Source organism: Kitasatospora sp. NPDC001119 (assembly GCF_053598475.1).
In genome coordinates this window covers 95,893-110,752 of record NZ_JBSFKI010000021.1, presented here as the reverse complement: position 1 = coordinate 110,752, position 14,860 = coordinate 95,893, and the positions used below count along the sequence as shown (strand labels likewise).

Here is a 14,860-nt window from a genome sequence, read left to right as displayed (position 1 = left end):
GGACCAGTCGAGGAGTTCCATGTCACGCCCCACGGGCGGATCACCGCGGCAGCGGGCCGAAGCCGGCTCGCCGCCCCCCTCCGCACCTCGCCGCGGCAACGGCGTACTGCGCCACACCGCCGTCGCCCTGGCGGTGGTGCTCTCGGTCGAGGCCGCCGCCGTCATCATGACGACCGGTCAGGCCGTCGCCGTCACCACGGAGCAGTCCCCGAAGCCCGCCAAGGCCCTGGGCCCGGCCGAGGCCAAGGACATCGCGACCGCCCACCTCAAGGCCCGGTTGGAGAACCGCCGGATCGAGGTGGTGGACGAGCGCACCGAGTCGACCACCAGCTGGATCAACCCGGACGGCACCACCACGCTGGACCTCGCCTCCGGCCCGGTCCGCTACAAGGACAAGTCCGGCAGGCTCCAGCCGATCGACGTCGACCTGGCGCGGCAGTCGGACGGCAGTGTCAAGGCCAAGGGGCACCCGCTCAACCTCTCGCTGGCCGGCGCCACCCCGCCCGCCGCCGCGTCGGCGTTCAAGGCCGCCGGTGCCCCGGCCGGCGCCCAGCAGGCCCCGGCCACGCCGCTGGTCTCGCTGGACAACGGCAACGGCACCGCGATGTCGCTCTCCTGGCGCGGCGCCCTGCCCGCTCCCACCGTGGACGGCGCCAGGGCCCGGTACGCGGACGCGCTCACCGCCACCGACCTGGTCATCGAGTCCACCCGGACCGGCTTCGAGCAGTTCCTGGAGCTCAAGGACCGCTCGGCGGTGGCCGCCAACGGCAGCGTGACGCTCACCCTGGACGCGGCCGGCCTCCAGGCCCGGCAGAACCCGGACGACTCGGTCTCCTTCCTCGACCCGAAGACCGGCGAGGAGAAGGGCCAACTGCCCGCCCCGGTGATGTGGGACGCGCAGGTCGACGAGCGCAGCGGCGACCACACCCGCACCGCTCCGGTCGCGCTGAAGGTCGTCCAGAACGGGAACGCGATCGACCTGACGCTGACCCCGGACGCCGCGTTCCTGAACGACCCGAAGACGAAGTACCCGGTGACCATCGACCCGGCGGTCAACATCGGCGTCGGCTTCGACACCTTCGTCCAGCAGGGCTACGCCACCGACGTCTCCTCGCAGACCGAGCTGAAGCTGGGCAACAACGGCTCCGGCCAGGTGGCGCGTTCGTTCCTGCAGTTCCCGATGGCGAAGATCAGCGGGAAGCAGATCACCGGCGGCAAGCTCAACCTGTGGAACTTCCACAGCTGGTCCTGCACCGCGAAGAGCTGGGAGGTCTGGGACACCGGCACGGCCACCACGGCCACCCGCTGGACGGCCCAGCCCGGCTGGAACAAGAAGTGGGCGACGTCCACCGCGACCAAGGGCTACTCCAGCTCCTGCAACGACGGCTGGGTGAACCAGGACATCACCGCGCTGGTCAAGGCCTGGGCCGCCAACGGCAACACCAACAACACCCTGGGCATCCGGGCCACCGACGAGTCCGACCCGTACGGCTGGAAGAAGTTCAACTCCGGCAACGCGACGTCCAACACGCCGTACCTGTCGGTCACGTACAACACCCCGCCGGGCGTCTCCACGCTGGTCTCCCCGGCCGACGCCGCGCTGACCAACGACGCCACGCCGACGCTGTCCGCCAAGGCGACCGACCCCGACGGCGGCAACATCGCCCTGGACTTCGAGGTCTGGGCGTCCAACGGCACGGCCGCGCTGCAGTCCGGGCGCACCGCCATGGCGGCCTCCGGCTCGACGTTCACCTGGGCCCCGGGCACCAAGCTGGCGCCGGGCGCCTACAAGTGGCGCTCGCGCTCCTGGGACGGCACCGCCAACAGCGCCTGGTCGGGCTTCCGCTCCTTCACCGTGGACACCACGGCGCCGGGCGCGACCAGCGTCTCCTCCGGGGACTTCCCGGCCGGCCAGTGGGCGGGCACCCCGGACGCCAACGGCAGCTACAGCGGCACCTTCACCTTCACCCCGCCGACCAGCGACGTGAAGGACATCCAGTACCGGCTGGACGGCGGGGCCTGGGTCACCGCGGCCACCACCGGCGCCCCGGTCAGCGCCAAGCTCACCTTCAAGGCGGGCTCCCACACCGTCACCGCGCACACCCGGGACGCCGCGGGCAACATCTCCGCCGACAGGACGTACGCCTTCTACGCCGGCAAGGGCTCCGCCCTGGTCGCGCCGGGAGCGGGCGAGCGCCCGGCCCGCCGCACCTCGCTGCAGGCCGAGGGCAACAGCACCTACACCGGGGTGCGCTACCAGTACCGGCGCGGTGAGACGGACGCCTGGAAGGACGTCCCGGTCGCCAACGTCGCCACCACCGACGGCAAGCCGGTGACGGCCTGGCCGTTCACCGCCCCCGGCGGCAAGCCGGCCGCGCTGACCTGGAACATCACCGACACCCTGGCCGAGAACGGCCCGGTCGACGTCCGCGCGGTGTTCACCGACGGCACCGCCACCGACGCCACCGAGCCGAACACCGTCACGGTGGACCGCAACGCGGGCACCGCGCCGGAGACCAAGGTCGGCCCGGGCGAGGTGAACACCCTCACCGGTGACCTCACCCTCTCCGAGAGCGACGCCGAGGCCTTCGGCCTGCACGCCGAGCGCTCCTTCTCCTCCCGCCGGCCCGCCAACGGCTCGGCCCAGGAGGGCCAGGCGGCGATCTTCGGCCCGCAGTGGAGCTCCGGCACCACCGCCGAGCTCACCGACGCCGCCTACTCCTACGTCCGCCAGACCTCGGCGACCTCCCTCTCGGTGGTCTCCGCGGACGGCTCCGAGACCGGCTTCACCGCCACCGGCGCCGGCGGCTGGAAGCCCGAGCCCGGTGCCGAGAACCTCACCCTGACCGGTGCGCTCACCGGCTCCTTCACCCTGAAGGACACCGACGGCACCACCGTCACCTTCGCCAAGGTCGACCCGGCCGCCACCACCTGGCAGGCCTCCGGCTCCTCGCTGCCCAGCGACAACTCCACCACCTCGGTGGTCTCGGAGAAGGTCGTCTCCGGCGGCAAGACCCTGGCCCGCCCGAAGTACGTGGTCGCGCCGTCCTCGGCGACCGCCTCCGCCGACTGCGCCGCCGTGCCGTCCACGGCCGGCTGCCGGGTGCTGGAGTACGTCTACGCCGACACCACCACCGCCACCGCGTCCGCCCTGGGCGACACGGCCGGCCAGGTGAAGCAGATCCGCCTGTGGTCCACCGACCCCGGCGCCGCCACCGCCACCCCCGTCGCCGTCTCGCAGTACGCGTACGACGCCCAGGGCCGGCTGCGCGAGGTCTGGGACCCGCGGATCAGCCCGGCGCTGAAGACCGCGTACGGCTACGACGCGGCCGGCCGGGTCACCACCGTGACCGAGCCCGGCGAGCTGCCGTGGACCCTGGAGTACGGCAAGGCCGGCAACGCCGCCACCGCCGGCGACGGCATGCTGCTCGCCGCCTCCCGGCCCACCCTCAAGCAGGGCAGCAAGGACGTCACCGACGGCACCGCCACCACCTCGGTCGTCTACGACGTCCCGCTGAGCGGCGCCAACGCGCCGTACCCGCTGGCGCCGTCCGACGTCGCGGCCTGGGGCCAGAGCGACGCCCCGACCGACGCCACCGCCGTCCTGCCGCCCGACGCCGTCCCGGCCACCCACGACGGCAAGGCGCTCGGCACCGCCGGCTACAACCGCGCCTCGGTGACGTACACCAACGCCTCCGGCCGCGAGGTCAACACCGCCACCCCCGGCGGCGGCATCACCACCACCGAGTACAACGCCTACGGCAGCCCGGTGCGGACCCTCTCCGCGGAGAACCGCGTCCTCGCCCTGGCCACCACCGGCAACGACCTGAACAAGCTGCGCGCCCTCGGCATCGCCGGCCGCTCGACGGCCGACCGCGCCCAGGTGCTCTCCTCGACCTCGGTCCACTCGGCCGACGGCAAGCGCCTGCTGGAGCAGTACGACCCGCTGCAGCTGGTCACCCTGGAGCACGGCGTGGCCGCCTCCGGCAGCTCCCCGGCGCTCGCCGCCGGCGACGAGGTCCCGGCCCGCGCCCACACCGTCAACGGCTACGACGAGGGCCGCCCGGCGAACGCCGCGGTCAGCGACATGACCACCTCGGTGACGGTCGGCGCCCGGATCGACGGCTACGCCGCCGACGCCGACACGCGGACCACCGCCACCGGCTACGACTGGGCCCAGGGCCTGCCCACCTCGGCTGTCCAGGACCCGGCCGGCCTGAAGATCACCACCAGCACCGGCTACGACGCCAGCGGCCGGGTGACCTCGCAGAGCCGCCCGAACTCCACCGGCTCCGACGCGGCCACCACCGTCACCACCTACTACACCGGCACCGGGACCGGCGCCTGCGCCGGCCACCCCGAGTGGGCCGACCTGGTCTGCTCGATCGCCCCGGCCGCGCAGATCGCCGGCGGCGGCGCCAACCCGCCGCAGCTGCCGACGAAGACCTTCCAGTACGACCGCTGGGGCAACGTCACGGTCCAGACCGAGACCGCCAACGGCGTCACCCGCACCACCACCCGCGGCTACGACACGGCCGGGCGCGCCGTGAAGACCTCGATCAGCGGCGGCACCGGCACCGCGGTCGCCGACACGGTGTTCGGCTACGACCCCGCCAACGGCGAGCTGACCACCACCAGCAACGGCAAGGCCACCGTCACCCAGGGCTACGACCGGCTCGGCCGCCAGGTCTCCTACGACGACGGCGCCGGCAACGTCACCACCACCGAGTACGACAAGCTCGACCGCCCGGTGAAGAAGTCCGACTCGGTGCCGTCCACCGTGACCTACGGCTACGACACCGCCAAGGACCCGCGCGGCCTGCCCACCTCCCTGACCGACTCGGTGGCCGGCACCTTCACCGCCTCCTACGACGTCGAGGGCCGGCTGGTCTCCCAGACCATGCCCGGCGGCAACACCCTGACCAGCAGCTACGACAGCCAGGGCGTCCAGACCGGCAAGACCTACACCAACCAGGCGGGCACCGTCCTGCTGGCCGACACCGCCGACTTCACCGTCCACGGACAGCAGGCCGGCCGTACCCAGAGCGACGGCAACAGCACCACCAGCGGCTACACCTACGACGCCACCGGCCGCCTCACCAAGGCCGCCGACAGCACCGGCCTGGCCTGCTCCACCCGGACCTACGCGTTCGACAGGAGCAGCAACCGGACCAACCGCACCAGCGTCACCGACGACTGCGACCCGGCCACCGCGGACACCGTCACCCAGGCCGAGACCCACGGCTACGACACCGCCGACCGCCTCACCAACGCCGGCTACGTGTACGACGCCTTCGGCCGCACTACCGCCCTGCCCAAGGGCACCCAGGTCGGCTACCACACCAACGACCTGGTCCGCACCGAGACCCTCGGCGACACCCGCAAGACCTGGGACCTGGACGCCGCCGGCCGCCTGGCGCTCTCCACCACGGAGACCAAGGGCACCGACGGCACCTGGACCGTCACCGCGCAGGACACCAAGCACTTCGACGGCGGCACCGACAGCCCGACCTGGTCCAAGGACGCGGCCGGCAAGCTGACCCGCAACGTCCTGGACCTGACCGGCCGGCTCACGGCCGCCACCGGCACCGACGGCGGCGCGGTCCTGCTGCTGACCAACCTGCACGGCGACGTGTCCGTCCAGATGTCCCCCGACGGCACCGAGGACCTCGCGGTCTACCACTACGACGAGTACGGCAACGTCGTCGACGCCACCGGCTCGGCCGCGTACGGCTGGCTCGGCGGGGCGCAGCGCGAGGCCGACAGCGTCTCCGGCCTCACCCTGATGGGCGTGCGCCTGTACGACCCGACCACCGGCCGATTCCTGCAGACCGACCCGGTCCTGGAGGGCTCGCCGAACGCCTACGGCTACCCGGTCGACCCGATCACCATGGACGACCTGACGGGCATGTCCTGGAAGAAGAAGTGGGTCGCCAACTTCAGCCGGGCCGAGGGCAACACCATCGGCGGTCTGCTGGTCGTCTCCAGCAAGATCTCCAAGGGCATCTCCGGGATCCTGAAGAAGCTCCCGCACATCGCCGCCCGGGCCGCCGGCTGGGTCCTGTGGGCGCTGTCCTACCTGATGAAGAGCATCGGCAAGAAGTTCCTCAAGGCCGCCAACAAGCGGGGCAGCCACGGGGTCCGGTTCACCTTCGGCATCTGGCACTCCAGCCACTGGTACGTGCCGGACTACCCGACCTACCGGGTGGACCCGCGCTACTGAGAGCGGGGACGGCACCCGAGAGGGGGGACGGCACCACGCTGACGCTCCACTGACGCAAGGCAGGATGCACGACAGGTGAGGCCGGGCCCGGGGGTGCTCCCCCGGGCCCGGCCGCTTGCGCGCGCCGATGATCATCCCGGCGTAGGCTCTCGGCTGATCACAGGGGCACAGGAGAGGGAGACATGGGCCAGAAGATCATCCGGTTCTCGGACCTGACCGGCAAGCACGCGGAGAGCGACGCGGACCTGGTGCGGGTGGTGGTGCTCCGGCACCCCGACCTGACGGACGGTCCGGTCGAGATCGACGCGCTGGCCGGGGAGTTGGGCGGCGTGCGGGAGCTGGCGCTCGACCTGGTCACCGTCGAGCTGCACCACCCGGACCGGGCGGAGCCGCAGACGGTGGTGATGGAGGCGGCGACCTTCGACCGGCTGGCCTCGGCCGCGCCGATGGCCGAGGTGCTGCGCGGCGCCCGCCCGGCCGCCCGGACGGCCGCGCGCGAGGCGGCGCCCACCGCCGTGCGGGAGGCCGCGACCACCACCGTGCGCGGGGCGGCGCCCGCCGCCGGCCGGGAGCGGGTCGACCACGCCGGCCTGGAGCACGCCGGACGGCCGCACCAGGGCCGCACCACCGAGGCGGAGAAGCAGGTCGTCCAGGAGCACCTGGAGGAGATCAACGAGCGGCTCGCCGCCGAGGGCGTGCGCACGATCGACCCGGCGAACGTCGAGCACGTCACCCAGTACCGGCTGGACACCCTGGCCCGGGAGACCGGTGTGATGTTCGGCTGAGCCACCCGGGTCGCGCCGCCCGGCACTCCGGTTGCGCCGCCCGCCGGGGGGAGCTCGGCGGGGGCGGCCCGGCCCGTCGGCCGGAACGCCCCCCGGAACGCCGTACCGTCCCGGAACGCCCTACCGCCCCGGGCCGCGCTGCCGCCGGGCGGGTGACCGCCGAGCAGGTGAACCGCCGCGACCGGCCCTCGTGTCGCCGACCGGTGCGCCGGGGCGATCGGCTGGACTGCCCGCTATGCGACTTCCATTCCGGACCGGGCGGATCGCCTCGGTCCTGGCGCTGGTGGCCGGCTCGCTGCTGAGCAGCAGCGTGCTGGCCCCACCGGCCCAGGCCGCGATCTCCTTCACCAAGAGCGTCGACAAGGCGACCGTCTCCCCGGGGGAGAACGTCACCTACACGCTGCGCTACACCTGCTCCATCACCGAGTGCACGGGCGGGAACATCCTCGACACCCTGCCGTCGAACATGCAGTTCCTCGGCTGGACGCCGGACCCGTCCTCGGTCGACGTGGCCGCCTCCACCGTGCCCGCCGCGGGCGCGATGGGCGGCACGATGGACATCAGGCTGAAGGACCTCAGTCCGGGCACCACCGCCACCATCACGGTGACGATGAAGTACCCGAACTTCACCACCCCGAACGGCGCCACCTCGACCAACTCGGCCACCATGTCGGCCACCGGCGAGACCTCGCAGACCGCCACCGCGAACACCACGGCCCAGGTACAGCCGCAGTACACGGTGACCAAGGGCATCCAGACCTCCAGCAGCGACAACCGCACCGTCACCTACCAGTTCACCCCCTGCGCCACCGACAACGTGCCCAACGTCGACCTGGACAGCAGCCGGCTGCTGGACACCCTGCCGCCCGGCGCGGTGGTGGACACCGGCCGCTCGCCGGGCTGGACGCAGGTGCCGCCCGGCCCGAACACCTGGGGCTACGACATCGGCCCGTTCGTCTCCGGCAACGGGCGCGGCGGCTGCCGCAACCCGGGCGTCCTGGTGGTCAACTACCCGGCGGCCTCCTTCCCGGACGGGACCACCTCCGAGAACACCGTCGACCTGCTCGGCGCGCCGCTCACCGAGGCCGAACGGCAGCTGGACACCTCGTCCGTCACCACCAACACGTTCCAACCCCCGGTGACCGGCGTGGTGGTGACCGCCAGCAAGGTCTGGCGCGACACCACCACCAACGGCGACCTCAACTCCTTCAGCCTGTCCGCCACCAACACCGCGGGCCCGGCCACCAGCCTCACCATCACCGACCCCGGGGCCGGCAGCACCGACGGCGTCTACAACTGGATCTTCCCGCAGTCCCTCCAGCTGGAGCCGTGGAACCCCACCAGCATCCAACTGACCCTGCAGTACCGCCTCAACGGCGACCCCACCTGGCACACCTTCACCCCGGGCACGCCGTTCAACGGCTCCACCGCACGGCGGCTCACCTTCGCCCAGGGCGCGGGCGACCCGGCCAACGACGTGCTCGGCATCCCCGCCGGGCAGTGGCTGGACGGCCTCAAGCTCACCTGGAACGGCCCGATCCCCACCGGCTGGAGCCCCGGCAACGCGGTGCAGCTGGTCACCCAGGTCGCCACCCCCGGCCACGACGGGCGCCCCGCCCCCGAGCCGCTGACCAACTGCGTGGACACCAGCGCCACCGACGGCACCACCACCGCCAACGCCAACGCCTGCGCCCGGACCACCATCACCCAGGCCACCAACCTCGGCGCCGCCAAGACCACCGTGGCCGGCGAGCTGTCCGCCCCCGGCGGCAAGGCCACCTTCCAGGTCATCCCGTACAACCGCAGCGCCCACGACCTGGACCGCCCGCTCGTCCTGTACGACCTGCTGCCCGCCGGCGTCGTCTACATCGACGGCTCGGCCCGGCCCGACCCCGACTACCCCGACGCCAAGGCCCCCTCGTCGATCACCGTGACCCCGGGCCCGGACGGGCGCCAGCTCGTCAAGATGGAATGGCCGGCCGGCGCCCCCGACTCGACGTACCTGCACGACGCCATGGCCTACCGGATGCTCTTCGACGTCCAGGTCGCCGACAGCATCCGCTCCGGCACGCTGACCAACGACGTCTACGTCACCGTCGACCAGCCCACCCACCCGGTCGCCTGCATGTACTCCGGCTCCGACAGCGGCAGCACCCCCGACGTACTCGACCTCAACGGCAACGGCGACACCACCGAGCTGATGTGCCACGCCTCCTCGCAGATCCAGGTCGACGTGCCGGCGGTGCTGCGCTCCTACAAGGAGGTCAAGGGGGACCTCGACGCCGACTACATGACCATCGGCACCGCCACCCCCGGCGGCCAGACGTCCTGGCGGATGACCGTCCGCAACGACTCCCCGGACCCGGTCACCGACTTCATCGCCTACGACAAGCTCCCCACCCCCGGCGACAACTACGTGCTCACCCAGGACGCCCCGCGCGGCAGCGCCTGGACCCCGTCGCTCAGCCAGCCGATCACCAGCAACGACCCGACCGTGGTGATCGAGTACGCCACCGACCCCAACCCCTGCGTGAACCCGCTGCTGGTCGACCGCACCGGCTGCAACAGCGCCGCGGTCTGGAGCACCACCTTCCCCGGGCCGGGAACGGCCACCTGGTTCCGCCTCAGCCGCCCCGGCGCCCTGGCCTCCGGCGAGTCCTTCACCCTGACCTGGCCGATGGTCGCCTCCTACGACGCGCCGGAGGGCGAGTACGCCTGGAACAGCTTCGCGTACACCGCCACCGACGCCTCCGGCCGCCAGCTGCTGCCGGCCGAGCCCGCCAAGGTCGGCGTCGCGGTCAAGCGCGTCGCCCCCTCCAACAACGCGCTGGGCGACTTCGTCTGGCACGACCGGGACGGCTCCGGGATCCAGAAGCCCGGTGACGAGGGCATCCCCGGGGTCACCGTGCACCTGCTGGACGGCAACGGGCAGCCCGTACGGGACAAGGACGGCAAGCCGGTCACCACGGTGACCGACGCCACCGGGCACTACCTGTTCGACAACCTGCCGGACGGCAGCTACGCGGTGCAGTTCGACCTGACCACCCTGCCCAAGGGCGCCACCGTCACCAAGCAGCACGCCGGCACCGACCCGAGCAAGGACTCGGACGGCGACCCGACCACCGGCATCACCCAGACCGTCACCCTCAGCGGCGGGCAGCGCGACCTCGACCTCGACCTGGGCGTGATCCTCCAGACCAGCTCGCCGTCGCCCTCGCCCTCGCCGAGCCCGTCGCCGTCCCCCTCCCCGTCGCCGAGCCCGAGTCCGTCGCCGTCCCCGTCCAACTCCCCGTCCCCGTCCCCGTCGCCGTCACCGACGTCCTCGCCGAGCGCGACGGCCACCGCGACCCCCACCCACTCCCACACCCCGAGCGCGTCGGAGAGCGGCGAGCTGCCGCACACCGGCGGCTCCTCCTCCGACACCCTGGTCGCGGCGCTCGGAGCCATCGCCCTCCTCGGCGGCGGCGTCCTCTGCTTCGTCGCCTACCGCCGCCCGGGCCGCCACAGCTGACGCCCGCCTGACACCGACCTGACGCCAGTGGCGCCGCCCCACCCGGGGCGGCGCCACTGGCGCGTTCGGGGCCGGGGCTCCTAGTCCAGCTGGGACAGCACGTCGGTGATCAGCCTGGTGGCGAAGTCCTCGCCGTTGCCCGAGATCCGGTTGATGTACTCCGCGAGCAGGACCACCATGGCCTCCAACGGGTTCATCTCCTCCTTCGTCCACGGTCCGTACTGGGCGCGCCAGAGGTTGGGGCTCAGGCCCGTACCGGCGGCGATGAGCAGGCCGGCCATGATGGGGATGACCTCGGGGCTGAAGGTCCTCGGCATCATCCGCATGGTGGCCACCAGGCTGGGGACCGCGTGCTCGATCACGTCCTCCTCCTGCTTCTCGAAGGCCGTGCGCAGCCAGTTCATGTACATGTAGACGAGCGTGCAGGCGCCTTCCACCAGCGCCTCGGCCTCGCCGGGGCCGAAGGACCCGGTGAGCTGGTCGACCAGCCGCTGGTGCTCGGGGTCCGTCCCGGACTTGCCGTCGTAGATGGACTTGAGCCGGGAGTCGATCACCATGAGCGCCGCGCTCACATCGCCGACGGGAGCGTACTTGGGGTCGCAGGACGACACGGGACTCCTCCTAGAGCGGCCACGGCCGGTACGGCCGGTCGGTTCGTAGGGTAGGCGAGCGATCGGACCGGGTCCGACGGCTCCGGCCGCAGGCACCCCGCGATGCCGGGTACGGAGGGCCGGGGCGGACCGGCCGGGGCGGTCCGGTGGTGGTGGGACGGGCCTTCCCGTCACCCGGCGGCGGCGGCTCACACGTCAGGGCGAGGTACCGGAAGCCGGGTTGACCGCGGCGGGCGGCGGGCGGCCGGCCCCTGCTCCGGGCCGGCCGCCCTGCCTCCCGTCAGACGGCCGACGCGGCGGACCGGGCGTTGCGGCGGCGGACGTAGACGGTGGCCAGGACACCGGCGAGCACCGCCCCGCCGCTCATCCCCGCGACGGACGGGTTGATCATCGGCACGGCGGCGGCGGGCTCGGCGCCGCCGCACCGGGCGTGCCCGATGACCAGGTTGGCGCCGTTCAGCGACGGCAGCAGGGTGAGGTGGACGGCGTTGACGGTGAGGACGCCGTTGGCGTCGGTGGTCTGCTCGTTGAGGACGATCGAACCGACCAGCGGGATGCTGACCCTGGTGTTGGCGGGGGCGTTGGCCTGGAGGTTGGTCGGGATGCCGGCGACGCTGATCGACCCGCCCGCGATCAGGCCGCTGCCGGTGGCCCCGGCGGGGGTGGCGGTGCAGGTCGAGTCGACGCCGGTCAGGGAGACCGAGGCGACACCGAGGTCGAGCCCGAGCCTGTCGACCGTCGCAGAGGCCGAGGCGGTGCCGTCGACCGGGTTCCCGGCGGTGTTCGCGGTGAGCACGGAGGTGGTGGCGACCGGCCCGACGGTGAGGCCGACCAGGGTCCGGGTGCCGCCGGACGGGTACGTCGACTCGGGCGACGGCGCGACGGCGACCATCCCGCCCAACGCCTCCGTGGAGACGACGTAGGCGTCGGCCGCCGGGGCGGGCAGCGCGGCGTACGCCGGGGACGCCACGGACAGGGCGCCGACGGCGAGGGCGGTTCCGGCGAGGACACGGTTGCGGGTACGAGTGCGCACGGGTGGGCCTTTCGGACGGGGGCACGGCGGACGGAGGTGTCCGCCGTACGGAGGGGGCAGGAAGGGGGGGTGCGTCGACTCCGCCGACCGGCCGCGGTGTTCGGTGCGGCCGCGGCCTCACCGGCCGGGGAGAAGTCTCGGCCGCTCAGGCGGTGGCGATCTCCTGGGCGGCGGGCGCGGGGGCCTGACCCGGCGGCGGCTCGGCCGTACGGGCCGTCTTCTGCCAGGAGCCCTTGCCCCGCACGATCCGCCAGAAGGCGCGGACCGCGACGAGGTAGGTGGTCGCGGCGTAGACCGCGAGCGCCAGGCCGTAGCCGAGCGCGGCCCGGCGGCTGATCCCCGGTTCGCCGCGGCGCCGGTACAGCGGCCCCCAGAGGGCGAACTCGGCGACCCCGACGACCAGGTAGAGCGCGATCAGCACGGCGCCGCCCTGGCGGAGGAAGGCGAGCACGAACTCGGGGTAGAAGACCGCGTTGTAGCCGAAGGCGGCGATCGGCACCGCGTAGACCACCAGGCCGACGACCTGGAGCCAGGGCTGGACCATGAAGTAGAGGACTTCCAGGAAGCCCGCCGTGGTGAACTCCCGGGAGCTCCAGACCCGGCGCAGGTACGGCGCGCACTGCATCGAGCCCTGCGCCCAGCGGACCCGCTGGGTGATCAACTGCCTTACGTTCCACAGGGCTTCCTGGTCCACCCAGGCGGTCGTGGTGTAGCCGTTGCGCCAGCCGGCCAGCATCATCCGCAGCCCGAGCTCGAAGTCCTCCAGCAGCGCCCGACCCCACGGCCCGCCGCTGCCGCCCCGGTCGATCGAGCGCAGCGCGCTGAGCCGGTTGGCCTGGCCGTTGCCGCCCACGTTGACGGTCCGGGTGAGCCGGCGGGTGATCTGGATGGCGGAGATCGGCCCGCGGAACTCGATGTCCTGGAGCCGGGCCAGCAGCCGGGCGAAGCGGTTGGCCAGGCGCCCCCGGTGGGGCAGCGGCACGGCCACGTCGCGGTTGGACATCCGGACCTCGACCTGGACGGCGCCGATGGCCGGGTCACCGAAGCAGGACGCTCCGGCGAAGGTGTCCAGCATGCCCGGGGAGGGCCGCCCGTCGGCGTCCAGGACGATCAGGACGACCCGGTCGGCGTCGGCGCCCTCCGGCAGCCGGGCTTCGAGCGCCCGGTAGGCGGCGTTCAGGGCGTCGCCCTTGCCGGTGCGCGCCCGCGGCAGCCGCCGGTCCACCAGGTGGACGGGCCGTCCCTCGGCCGCCCGGGCCCGTACCGCCTCGGCGGTCCGGTCCTCGCAGTGGTCGTCGACGACCCAGACCCGCGCCCGGGGGAAGTGCTCGGCGAGGTAGTCCAGGGTGGTGCCGATCACGGCCTCCTCGTCCCGGCAGGGTATGAGGAAGTGCCAGTCGAACCGGTCCGGGTCGCCCGGGGCGTCCGGGCGGACCCGCAGGAAGTTGCGCACGATCACCGTGACGTAGGCGAGGAAGCCGATCCCCAGCACGAAGGAGAGGGAGACGGACAGGTCGAGCAGGGTCACGGCGCATCGGCCTCCGCGTCGCGGGTGGACGTTCGGGTGATCAGGAGGAGGAAGAGCAGCAGCGCGATCAGGCCGGCGGCCATCATCAGCACCGAGCCGAACAGGACGTGCGTCCAGCCGAACCCCTCGTCGCCGTACCGGTACTGCATGGCGACGATCAGCGTCAGCCGGCCCAGGTTGGCGGCGAGGACCAGCGCGGCCGCCAGGACGAAACCCAGCAGGACCCGGGCTGGCCCGCGGGTGCCGAACAGCAGCAGGACTCCGGCCAGCAGGGCCAGCGGGGCGATCAGCAGCGCGCTGCCGCACCCGGTGGTGAGGGCGATCCCGCGCCCGAACCCGCTCGCGTCGCCGGCGTACAGCACCGGCGCGTCGGGGGCGGCGAGCAGCAGGGTCCGCAGGCCGAGCCCGTGCGAGACCACCCACCGCGCACCGGCCAACTCCTGGAACCGGTAGGCGCGTTCACCGGCGACCAGGGCCCCGCCCAGGCCCAGCAGCAGCGGTCCGGCCACCCCGGCGAGCACCCGGCCCGACAGCGGGGCGCGGCCGGGCCGCGACAGCGGCGGGCGGGCCGGCCCCGGTGGCCGGGCGGGTTGTGGGTACACGTCTGCGGTCACGGGGACACCCCTTGGGAGGAAGGCGGGTTGGCGGCGGGCGGCGCAGTGCGGTCCGGCGGGCTAGCGGCCGTCGCGCTTCCGGTCGGTCCGCTCAGCCCGGTCGGTCCGGTCAGTCCGATCGGCCCGCTCAGCCCGGTCGGCGGCCAGTCGGCTGCGCCGCAGCAGTGCGACTCCCACCAGCACCAGGGCGGTGCCGGCCGCGGCCGCGAAGCCGAGGCCGGGCGAGCCGGTCGAGGCCAGTACGCCGCCGCCGGCCGCCGTCGGGGGGAGTCCGCCGCCTATGGGTCCGTACATGGTGGTTCCTCTCGTGAGGTCGGGTCGTGATGTCCGAGTCATCCCGATCTTTGCGATCTGGAGCCGTATGTTGCTGGGCCGATCGGATGATCGGATAGGTGCGCCGCGCCCATTCGGGTGGAAATCACCCGTTTGCCGCAACCGGCCGCGCGGGGGCATCGGCGAACCGGTATCCGTGGGCGAGACCGGCCGCCAAGTGGGCCCGGTACGGCGGGTCTTGATGCACCGGCACACGAACCACCGCCGGGCCCGTTCCGCTCC

The 14,860-nt window shown here is 73.0% G+C and carries 8 protein-coding genes; 3 read left to right on the top strand and 5 right to left on the bottom strand.

The features are described from left to right. Window positions 1-19 precede the first annotated feature (19 nt). From ACWDD9_RS25480 to ACWDD9_RS25470, 3 genes are all read left to right on the top strand, one after another. Window positions 20-6,223, top strand: a complete 6,204-nt coding sequence (locus tag ACWDD9_RS25480) for a DNRLRE domain-containing protein (RefSeq protein WP_449812746.1) — start codon at window positions 20-22, stop codon at window positions 6,221-6,223. 182 nt (window positions 6,224-6,405) lie between these two features. Beyond that, complete coding sequence (locus ACWDD9_RS25475) at window positions 6,406-7,008, top strand: hypothetical protein (RefSeq protein WP_449812745.1); 603 nt, start codon at window positions 6,406-6,408, stop codon at window positions 7,006-7,008. A 235-nt stretch (window positions 7,009-7,243) separates the two neighbouring features. Continuing rightward, complete coding sequence (locus ACWDD9_RS25470; RefSeq protein WP_449812744.1) at window positions 7,244-10,519, top strand: SdrD B-like domain-containing protein; 3,276 nt, start codon at window positions 7,244-7,246, stop codon at window positions 10,517-10,519. Window positions 10,520-10,599: 80 nt separating this feature from the next. Here the strand turns inward: ACWDD9_RS25470 and ACWDD9_RS25465 are convergent, their stop codons facing one another. From ACWDD9_RS25465 to ACWDD9_RS25445, 5 genes are all read right to left on the bottom strand, one after another. Beyond that, a complete protein-coding gene (locus tag ACWDD9_RS25465) occupies window positions 10,600-11,076 on the bottom strand; it encodes a hypothetical protein (RefSeq protein WP_449812770.1) in 477 nt (158 codons plus the stop codon). 334 nt (window positions 11,077-11,410) lie between these two features. Continuing rightward, the gene (locus ACWDD9_RS25460; protein WP_449812743.1) at window positions 11,411-12,163 is read right to left on the bottom strand and encodes a choice-of-anchor P family protein; all 753 of its coding nucleotides are present in this window, start codon (window positions 12,161-12,163) and stop codon (window positions 11,411-11,413) included. A 145-nt stretch (window positions 12,164-12,308) separates the two neighbouring features. After that, window positions 12,309-13,691, bottom strand: a complete 1,383-nt coding sequence (locus ACWDD9_RS25455) for a glycosyltransferase (protein ID WP_449812742.1) — start codon at window positions 13,689-13,691, stop codon at window positions 12,309-12,311. Beyond that, a complete protein-coding gene (locus ACWDD9_RS25450; protein WP_449812741.1) occupies window positions 13,688-14,305 on the bottom strand; it encodes an archaeosortase/exosortase family protein in 618 nt (205 codons plus the stop codon). Before ACWDD9_RS25450 ends, ACWDD9_RS25455 begins: the two co-directional genes overlap by 4 nt. A gap of 60 nt (window positions 14,306-14,365) precedes the next feature. Next, on the bottom strand, window positions 14,366-14,599 hold the full coding sequence (locus ACWDD9_RS25445) for a hypothetical protein (RefSeq protein WP_449812740.1): 234 nt from the start codon (window positions 14,597-14,599) through the stop codon (window positions 14,366-14,368). Window positions 14,600-14,860: the final 261 nt, after the last annotated feature.

Excerpts from the sequence above, each read along its gene's own strand:
- ACWDD9_RS25445 (WP_449812740.1), bottom strand. The coding sequence starts at position 14,599 with ATGTACGGACCCATAGGCGGCGGACTCCCCCCGACGGCGGCCGGCGGC.
- ACWDD9_RS25470 (WP_449812744.1), top strand. The coding sequence starts at position 7,244 with ATGCGACTTCCATTCCGGACCGGGCGGATCGCCTCGGTCCTGGCGCTG.
- ACWDD9_RS25475 (WP_449812745.1), top strand. The coding sequence starts at position 6,406 with ATGGGCCAGAAGATCATCCGGTTCTCGGACCTGACCGGCAAGCACGCG.
- ACWDD9_RS25480 (WP_449812746.1), top strand. The coding sequence starts at position 20 with ATGTCACGCCCCACGGGCGGATCACCGCGGCAGCGGGCCGAAGCCGGC.
- ACWDD9_RS25465 (WP_449812770.1), bottom strand. The coding sequence starts at position 11,076 with ATGGTGATCGACTCCCGGCTCAAGTCCATCTACGACGGCAAGTCCGGG.